At 32.9% G+C, this 6637-nt stretch carries 4 protein-coding genes; 2 read left to right on the top strand and 2 right to left on the bottom strand.

Annotated features, from left to right (window positions below; all coding sequences use genetic code 11):
• Window positions 1–404, bottom strand: a 404-nt coding sequence (rnhA, locus tag AC3DU7_RS20985) for a ribonuclease HI (protein WP_488041245.1), incomplete at its 3' end; no start/stop codon positions are given.
• 479 nt (window positions 405–883) lie between these two features.
• Between rnhA and AC3DU7_RS20980 the strand changes: the two genes are divergently transcribed.
• Window positions 884–1837, top strand: coding sequence for a glycosyltransferase family 2 protein (locus tag AC3DU7_RS20980; RefSeq protein WP_488041244.1), 954 nt, complete (start codon window positions 884–886; stop codon window positions 1835–1837).
• 238 nt (window positions 1838–2075) lie between these two features.
• Window positions 2076–3962, top strand: a complete 1887-nt coding sequence (locus tag AC3DU7_RS20975) for a hypothetical protein (RefSeq protein WP_488041243.1) — start codon at window positions 2076–2078, stop codon at window positions 3960–3962.
• A gap of 217 nt (window positions 3963–4179) precedes the next feature.
• On the opposite strand, the gene AC3DU7_RS20970 is transcribed toward AC3DU7_RS20975, so the two are convergent.
• A partial coding sequence (locus tag AC3DU7_RS20970) for an exonuclease domain-containing protein (RefSeq protein ID WP_488041242.1) occupies window positions 4180–6637 on the bottom strand: 2458 nt, incomplete at its 5' end.

Here is a 6637-nt window from a genome sequence, read left to right as displayed (position 1 = left end):
TCATTTTCTATATTGCCAGAATGACCACGTACCCAAGAAAATTCCACTTGATGTTGGTTACATAAATCTAATAATTTTTCCCATAGATCGGGGTTCATTGCTTTATCTTTTTTATTCCGTTTCCAACCATTAGCTCGCCAGCGTTTTGCCCAACCTTTAGTCATAGCATCAACGATATATTTAGAGTCGGTATAAAGAGTTACATCACAAGTAGATTCTAGAGTTTGAAGTCCTAGTATTGCCGCCATTAATTCCATGCGGTTATTAGTAGTTAACTGATAACCTCCAGATAATTCTTGGCGCTGTTTATCGGTAATAATAACAACACCATACCCTCCAGGGCCAGGATTGCCACTACAAGCACCATCAGTATAGATAGTAACTTCTGGGATTTTTTCTGTCATTTTGATTCCTTTTGATTAAGTAATTTGGCGTTGGCGATCTGAGGTATGATATCATGTCCGGATAAGAGTGCGATAAAACTCTATTCCGCTTATAGGTTTTCGGTGCGGAATGCTGCACTTGACTTGTCACGTAGCGTTAAGGTGCGCTGTTTTCATTTGGGTAGACTAAAGACGTTCCATGGAACGTCCCTACAAGGTTTTATTTGTGAAAATGTGGTTCATCTACTTGAAAAGCGCTGTAATACTAATATCATACACGCTCTTCAGCAACGCCAACAACTCTATTATCAAAATAATTGGGTCTAATATCATGTCCGGTAGCATCGTTTGTGTATAGAATTAAGTTTAAATTGAAAGAAACCTCCCCGTTACAAAAACAACTTCTGACTTCTAACTTCTGACTTCTGACTTCGTTAACTCCTGGGTTGACAATTATAAACTAGATTATGTATGATTTGGGCGAGGAGTGAGTAAATACTATGAAAAATATAGATTATTCTATAATTATTCCTATTTTCAATGAAGAAGAAATTATCCCTGAACTATGGCGACAGTTATTAGATGTTTTACAGCGAATTGATGATAATAGCGAAGTAATTTTTATCAATGATGGTAGTGTAGATTCTTCCTTTGAACTGTTAAAAAAAATAAGTCAGCAACACTCAGAAGTAAAAATTATTAACCTTTCTAGAAATTTTGGGCATCAATGTGCTTTATCCGCAGGAATCGATCATGCTGATGGAAAAGCTGTTATTTTAATGGATGGAGATTTACAAGATTCTCCAGAAGCAATTATTAGTTTTTCACGACTTTGGCAACAGGGATATGATGTGGTTTATGCTATTAGAAAGAATCGTAAAGAAAAATTTTTGAAACGATTAGCATTTAAAAGTTTTTATTATATTCAAAGAAGGTTGTCAGGAATTATTACTCCTATGGATGCAGGTATCTTTTCATTAATGGATAGAAAAGTTATCTTAACTCTACGGCAAATGCCAGAACGCAACAAATATTTAAGTGGTTTAAGAGCCTATGCTGGATTTAAACAAATCGGTGTTTATGTAGAACGTGGTCCTCGATATCGGGGGGAGCCTAAAGTTTCAGTTGCTAAGTTATTTAAGCTTGCTTTTGATGGCATATTTTCTTTTTCAACAATTCCCTTGAAAATGGCAACTATTTTAGGGTTAGTATCTGCAATTTTCTCTTTTATTATTGGATTAATTGGTCTTTACGTTAAATTTGTTTTAGGACAAGAATTTTTATCCTGGGCTTATGGTTTAACTACAACATTTTTTATGGGGGGAGTACAACTGCTTTCTCTAGGAATTATTGGAGAATATATTGGTCGTATTTACGATGAAGTTAGACAAAGACCATACTATATTATTAGAGAAAAAATTGGCTTTGAAAAAATCAGTTCAGATGAAAGTTGAAGTGTAAGCATTCAGCGGTCAGCCATCAGCTATCAGCTATTTATTACTTTGAGTTTAGGAGAAAAGCTTTATTAATTGTCTTACTAAAAAAGTTGGTTCCCTTGACCTTAAAGTTTATATTAATTTCAACACTGTTCTTAAAAAGAAAGTCTTTTTGCTGAAAGCTGACTGCTAATAGCTGTTTGCGCAGCATTCCGCAGGAAATGCTTACCTTAAACTTTAGAACGTAATGAGGATAATGACAACAGAAAAAAAATCTCCAATTAGTAAAAAAATATTCAAGTATAATTTCCAAGTTTTACATTGGATAAGCATAGTTTTAATCATACTTCCAGCAGTTGCAATGGGAATATTAATTCTTACCTACAGCGTTAATATGCCTTATTGGGATCAATGGAATCTCATGCCTCGATTATTCATGAAAATTTCCCAAAATTCCTTGTCCTGGCAAGACTTGATTGCTCAACATAATGAAAGTAGAAAACTATTTCCACGACTAATATTTCTCGGACTGGCATATTTAACTAACTGGGATGTGAGATATGAAATGTTAGTAATATTTATGTTAGCTTGTGTAGTTTCTGTTAATATTTATCGCCTCAATAGATTGACCGTAAATGCTAATTTATTGACAACTTCACTCATAGCTTTATTGACAAATATCCTAATATTTTCTCCAATTCAATATGATAACTGGTTTTGGGGAATTCAATTAGTAGTTTTAATGCCGATCGCTTGTATTACTACAGCAATTTCAGTTATCTACTCCCACTTTCATACTAGATATAAATTTTTAATTTGTATGGTGCTTTGCATCATTAGTACTTTTTCCTATTCTAATGGGATAATAGCTTGGGTAATTGTTTTACCTGTACTCACATTAGTTACGGCAAAGTCAAGGTCAGATTTATTGAAACAAAAATGGTTATTCTTAGGCTGGATAGCAGTTTTTATCGGCAATATAATTATCTATTTTTATGACTATCAAAAGCCTGAAGTTAGCCCTAGTCTTATACCAGCATTTCGGAATCCAGAGCAAACTTTACAGTTTTTCTTAGCCTTTTTGGGTTCTCCTTTAGGTTCTGGTTTTGAAATATCTCCTCTTACTTATTCAATATTTATTGGTGGAATAGAAATAGGAATATTTGGCTGTTTATTTCTTTACCAACTCGAACATTTTAAAAATCTGCATCTTTTCCAGAGAACAATTGGTTGGATAATGATTGCTCTCTACTCAATAATTAGTGCTTTAATTACTGCTGTTGGTAGAGTTGGTTTTGGAGTAGAAAGTGCTTTGCCTTCAAGATATACAACTTTTTCTATTTATTTAATGATCGCTATTATACATTTATTACCAATAGTTTTAAGTCATATTTATAGTCAAAATAATTATAGGAAATCGCAAGTATGGCTCCATAAAATTACAGTAGCGATCGCCATAACTGGAATGATTATTTTACACTATCAATCATTTACTCATAGTGTGAAAGAAATTAAATCTAGCTATCAATTACGTATGGAAGGAAAAACTTGTTTGTCATTCATTAATATCGTTGAAAATAAGTTTTGTATTGAAGAAAATATTTTAGGAAATTATGATTATGTTAAAGATTTAGTCAACCAACTTAACTACTTAGGTATGTTAAAACCTAATTTAGTGACTAGCCATAATATCGAAGCGATCGCGTCAGCGGACTGGAAGTCTATCGCTGCCAAAAAATCTCCAGATAAAAACTACGGTTCATTAGATGGAATTATACCTTTAAATAGTTGGTATTTTGTCAATGGTTGGGCATTTTTACCAGACCGTAACGAGCCTGCGGATGCAATTATTTTAACCTATAAAAAAGAAGGAAGAAGGGGGGAGGAAGAAGAAAGAAATAAGAAGGAAGAAAAAATAAGGAAAAATTGGATAATTTTTGATGTTTTGATGTCTGCTCAAACTCCAAGAGAAAATTTAGTTCAACTATTCAATAATCCAGCATATCTGAATGCAGGTTGGGAACAAACAATTTCGGGTAAATTATTACCAAAAGGTAAGTTGAAAATTGCAGCTTGGGCATTTGATGCTAAATTAGGTAAAGCTTATAAATTAGATACAAATCACTTAATTACAAAAAATTAGACTTCTTGCAGAAGTCAGCAAATACATGATATTGTATCAAATCCGCCTAATTGCACATAGATCCAATAACGTCATAATTAGGATTTTAAGCTATTAGACATCTCCAATAATAAAAAATAAAATCAATTATCCTACATAAATTATCAATTATTTCCCCCTACTCCCTACTGGAGATGTCTATTTATTGTGAGGTTATTTAACCGGATTTGATATTACTTCAAATTGGCAGAATCTTCCACAACCAAAAATTGCCATATTCGGAGGATATAAATTTTATAAATTCATCGACACTCACTTCTAAATCTAGGTTTTGCACATCAACAATAGTTTGATAAATTAACTCAAATAAAATTCGTTGTTCTGAATTTAAAATAATTAAGTCTCCCCTGGGCGAACTCTTAAAATTATCTAATTGCTGACAACTTTTTCTACCTTTAATTGGATAATCTGTTTCATCCCGACACAGTTTAAACTGTAGTGATGGATGGTAGATTATTAATTCATTATAATTTCTGATCCGAGAAAAAAATTTAGACCCCCCCTCATGTAGAAAAGCAATTACACATTGATGTTGTTCGATTTTAATAACTAAATGTTCTGGAATAACTCGTTTGCCTAAATTTAAAACTTCTATTTCTAACTTATCCCAACTGTCTTTAAAAAACCGAATAATCGTTTCTAGTTTACCAACATCATCTAAATCAGTTAATATTTGATGCTCCACAAACTTAGCTTTTAACTTTACTTTCTGTCGGTCAAAATATTCCTGTATAATATCCTTTGGAGAAATTAAGATAGGCTCATCAAGTATAACTTCATCTTTCGCTAAAGCCTCTGATTGTTCTGAAATAACAACAACTTCTTCTGTAAAATTCCCAACCTCAATATCCAGTTTTTCCGCAATTTTAAACATCAACTTTTCCATCCTTCCTAAGCGTTCATTTAGCTCTTGCCAAGGAAGTGTAAATGATGCAACATTCGGAGTAGTCGAACGATAATCAACATCATATTTTTTTGCTAAAGGGATATTATAAACCTTCTCTCGATAAAAATTAGATGCAGTGCTTAACACCCCCCGAATAGAATTTGCTCGTACAATTTTATCAATTTCTGAATTTGTGAATAATTCCTCAATGGCAAAACCAACCATTTCAGCTCTGAGATTCAATAACTTTTTTAAAGCAGAAATTGGAGGTTTTTTTAGCACAATTTCCGATTGAGAAATTCGATGCACTACAGAGCCATCAAAAACTTGTTTAAACTGCTGCCAACGATGGGGAAATAAATTTAAAATTACCAAACTATTCGGTACATGAGTTAATATTTCTTTGATGGATTCTCCAAAACTCCAAAGTAAACGTTCATTGTGTTCCTGTCCTAATCCTTCCAATTGGTCAAATATTAAAAGTAAAGGCTTTTCTAACACAGATAAACATCCTAAAACCTTAATTGCTTCTAAAGATACTTCTTCCCTACTCATCTCTTCAGACCAAGGAAAAAGTTGTACCTTTTCTAACTCTTCAACAGGTAAATCATTCATTGCCAACCACTGAGTAACAATTCGTCGGCGAGAGGGGTCACTATATCTACAAAATCTCAGAATACCCTTAAAAATTTGAGGGGCATATCCAGCAGGTGAATAGTTTTTATCCCACCAATTTAGAGCGCGTTTTTCAATATGTTCCCAGTAATTCCTTTTAGTTTGAGTCTCTGCCTTGGCTAAATTGGAAAATAATTTTAGAGGATTTTTTTGCATAACTTCTAAGACTTTTTTATCCCTCTGAGTTAAAACAGTTAAATCACTCTGGAAATTTTCCATAATTTGAGAAAAACTATGAGCAATTAAATATTCCAATTGATTGTGGGAACTTGATTGTACAGGCTCAATTAAAGACTCAAGAATTCGGCTATAAGTATGAAAAATTACAGCTTGGGCATTGTTAGGTTGTCGGATATATAAAAGACGATTAGTCTCTAAAATATCTTGAGCAAGTCTCATCATTAAATGAGTTTTTCCCGACCCCGGTTCTCCAATAACTACAACACCCCTACTCTGATGATTTGGGTCTTGACTAATTTCTTCTACAACTATTTTTAAATCATTAAATTCACTCTCAAAAACTTCTCGTCGGTCTGGATGTTGTTGAAAAGGTGTATCAACTCGATTATTAACAAAAGGATCTGTTTTAGACTTTAATTTAGTTTTGATAGATTGTTGCATCAGATTTTGATAAAGTTGATGAGTAAAAAGAGCATCATATTTAGCACGATGAGCTAAGGCAGGATTAAAACGCTTATTTGCTACTTTCAAATGGAGAAATTTACAGAGATTTTCCAGAGAATAACTGGGAATTTGAGGATAAAAAAATAAGCTTAATTCATAAGTACAATAAATCTGTAATTTGGGAGAAGTAATACCCGCTACTTTAAAAGAATGGTATAAAACTTTTAAGTCATGTTCCGCGTAATGAAAAACAAGAACTTTCTCTTGAATAACCTCTAAGAATTTGTTGAGTACTTCTACTAAAGATTGCCCTCTAGTCGATGGGTTTAAAGGTCGATCATTATTAGTAACTATTGCCTCAAATATTAAATTTCCTAAAGAATTAATTACAGCAATCTCCTTGAGCAGGGGATTTCCTTCAGTATCAACTACTAGATAATCTTTAAACATT

The sequence above is a fragment of the Okeania sp. genome (assembly GCF_983059655.1).
Note: the sequence above shows the minus strand (reverse complement) of the source record. Positions and strands in the feature narration are given on the sequence as shown.

Excerpts from the sequence above, each read along its gene's own strand:
- AC3DU7_RS20980 (WP_488041244.1), top strand. The coding sequence starts at position 884 with ATGAAAAATATAGATTATTCTATAATTATTCCTATTTTCAATGAAGAA.
- AC3DU7_RS20975 (WP_488041243.1), top strand. The coding sequence starts at position 2,076 with ATGACAACAGAAAAAAAATCTCCAATTAGTAAAAAAATATTCAAGTAT.